The organism is Streptomyces sp. SID14436 (genome assembly GCF_010548465.1).
Lineage (GTDB): Bacteria > Actinomycetota > Actinomycetes > Streptomycetales > Streptomycetaceae > Streptomyces.
This window is the reverse complement of the sequence record NZ_JAAGMD010000175.1, coordinates 1-2655: the sequence shown is the minus strand read 5'-3', so window position 1 is coordinate 2655 and position 2655 is coordinate 1. Positions and strand designations below refer to the sequence as shown.

At 71.7% G+C, this 2655-nt stretch carries 2 protein-coding genes; one reads left to right on the top strand and one right to left on the bottom strand.

Translation table 11 applies throughout. The features are described from left to right. Window positions 1–1526 (bottom strand): DEAD/DEAH box helicase (locus G3I53_RS06600; RefSeq protein ID WP_164438109.1); only part of this gene is annotated, 1526 nt, incomplete at its 3' end. A gap of 286 nt (window positions 1527–1812) precedes the next feature. Between G3I53_RS06600 and G3I53_RS06595 the strand changes: the two genes are divergently transcribed. Then, window positions 1813–2568 (top strand): ferritin-like domain-containing protein, encoded by a 756-nt coding sequence (locus G3I53_RS06595; protein ID WP_203592822.1) that lies wholly within the window; start codon window positions 1813–1815, stop codon window positions 2566–2568. Window positions 2569–2655 lie beyond the last annotated feature (87 nt).

Sequence of the window (2655 nt, the reverse complement as noted above, 5' to 3'; positions counted from 1 at the left end):
GCCGACTCGTCGAGCGGCGCACCGCCCCGCGTACGGCGGCGGCGACGCGGCGTACGGGCCGAGGGCTCCTGCTCGGCGGACCGAGGACCACTGCGGTCGCTCCGGTCGCCGCGGCCGCCCCGGCCGCGCGGCCCACGGCCGCCCGGCTCGCCCAGGTCCTCCAGCTCCTCCGCGTCGAGCCCGGCGCGGGTGCGCTCAGAGCGCGGCAGCACCCCCTTGGTGCCCTCGGGGATCCCGAGGTCCGTGTAGAGGTGGGGGGAGGTGGAGTACGTCTCCTGCGGGTCGCCGAGACCGAGGTCCAGCGCCTTGTTGATCAGCTGCCAGCGGGGGATGTCGTCCCAGTCGACCAGGGTGATCGCCGTACCCTTCGCGCCCGCGCGGCCGGTGCGGCCGATGCGGTGCAGGTACGTCTTCTCGTCCTCGGGCGTCTGGTAGTTGATGACGTGCGTCACGCCCTCGACGTCGATGCCGCGGGCGGCGACGTCGGTGCAGACGAGGACGTCCACCTTGCCGTTGCGGAAGGCGCGCAGCGCCTGCTCGCGGGCGCCCTGGCCGAGGTCGCCGTGGACGGCGCCTGAGGCGAAGCCGCGCTGCTTGAGCTGGTCGGCGAGGTCGGCGGCGGTGCGCTTGGTGCGGCAGAAGACCATCACCAGGCCACGGCCCTCGGCCTGCAGTATCCGCGCCACCATCTCGGGCTTGTCCATGTTGTGGGCGCGGTACACGTACTGCTTGGTGTTCGCGACCGTCGCGCCCTCGTCGTCCGGCGCGGTGGCGCGGATGTGCGTGGGCTGCGACATGTACCGGCGGGCGAGTCCGATGACCGCGCCCGGCATGGTGGCCGAGAACAGCATGGTCTGGCGCCGGACCGGCAGCAGGTTGATGATCTTCTCGACGTCGGGCAGGAAGCCCAGGTCGAGCATCTCGTCGGCCTCATCGAGGACGAGCGCCCGCACGTGCTTCAGGTTCAGCTTCTTCTGCCCGGCGAGGTCGAGCAGCCGGCCCGGCGTGCCGACGACCACGTCGACACCCTGCTTCAGCGCTTCGACCTGGGGCTCGTAGGCGCGGCCGCCGTAGATCGCGGTGACCCGCACATTGCGCACCTTGCCGGCGGTCAGCAGGTCGTTGGTCACCTGCGTGCACAGCTCGCGTGTGGGGACGACCACCAGGGCCTGCGGGGCGTCGGTGAGGTCCTCGGGCTTCGCGCGGCCCGCCTCCACGTCCGCGGGGACGGTGACGCGCTCGAGGAGCGGAAGGCCGAAGCCCAGCGTCTTGCCGGTGCCGGTCTTGGCCTGGCCGATGACGTCGGTGCCCGAGAGGGCAACGGGGAGCGTCATCTCCTGGATGGGGAAGGGCGTGATGATGCCGACGGCCTCCAGGGCCTCGGCGGTCTCGGGGAGGATCCCGAGCTCTCGGAACGTCGTAGTCAGGGTGCTGCCTCTTCTGTGTACGCGGTGCGAGGCGAGCGCGGGGGTCGCATAGGGACCGTGCGGGGACGTCGGCGGCCGTACGGCTGATGCCGTGGACACGGGACCACTGCCAACGCTCTAGCGCTCGAACCGCTGGAGGTTTCCTCCGATCGTCGTACGCAACGTGCCGTACGGTCAGGGAGGGCTGTCGGGTCGGAGCCGATCGGGCCACCGACCGGGCATCCTCATACATACGGCCTGGCGAGTACGTGAAAGTGCTCAGCAGGCGCATTACCACCATACCCCGGAATCGCGCACACGCGATGGCCGATTTGGTCACGTAGTCGTCGTCACACTGATTGACCAGGCCCTTCCCGGTCGCGGAGAGCGGGCTATTGTGCGCTTCATGACGAGCTCTGACAAGCCTGACAACGCCTCGGACACCGCCGACTCCGCGCCGCCACACACCGGCGTCGCCGCCCTCGACTGGGCTGCCGCGTCCGCCGAACCGCAGTACCGCGCCGCCGTCGTGGACCTGCTCGGCGCACTGGCGTACGGAGAGCTCGCGGCGTTCGAGCGGCTCGCGGAGGACGCCCACCTGGCGCCCACGCTGGACGACAAGGCGGAGCTGGCGAAGATGGCCTCGGCCGAGTTCCACCACTTCGAGCGGCTGCGGGACCGGCTGGCCGAGATCGGGGAGGACCCGACCCGCGCCATGGAGCCCTTCGTCGCCGCCTATGACGGTTTCCACAAGCAGACCGCGCCCTCCGACTGGCTGGAAGGGCTGGTCAAGGCCTACGTCGGCGACTCCATCGCCAGTGACTTCTACCGTGAGGTCGCTGCCCGCCTGGACTCCGACACCCGTGCCCTGGTGCTGGGCGTGCTGGACGACACGGGCCACGGCGGCTTCGCCGTGGAGAAGGTGCGGGCCGCGATCGACGCCGACCCGCGCGTGGGCGGGCGGCTCGCGCTGTGGGCACGCCGGCTGATGGGCGAGGCCCTGTCGCAGTCCCAGCGCGTGGTCGCCGACCGGGACGCCCTGTCGACGATGCTCGTGGGCGGGGTCGCGGACGGCTTCGACCTCGCCGAGGTCGGCAAGATGTTCTCCCGGATCACCGAGGCCCACACCAAGCGGATGGCGGCGCTGGGCCTGGCGGCCTGACCGCTGCCGCGGGGAGGGCAGGGCAGGACCGGCCGCGGCGGGGTGCCGGAGGCCGGGATCCGCGGTCCCGCCGGGCGTGGTCCGCTG

Coding starts and splice junctions, on each gene's coding strand:
- G3I53_RS06595 (WP_203592822.1), top strand. CDS start 1,813: ATGACGAGCTCTGACAAGCCTGACAACGCCTCGGACACCGCCGACTCC.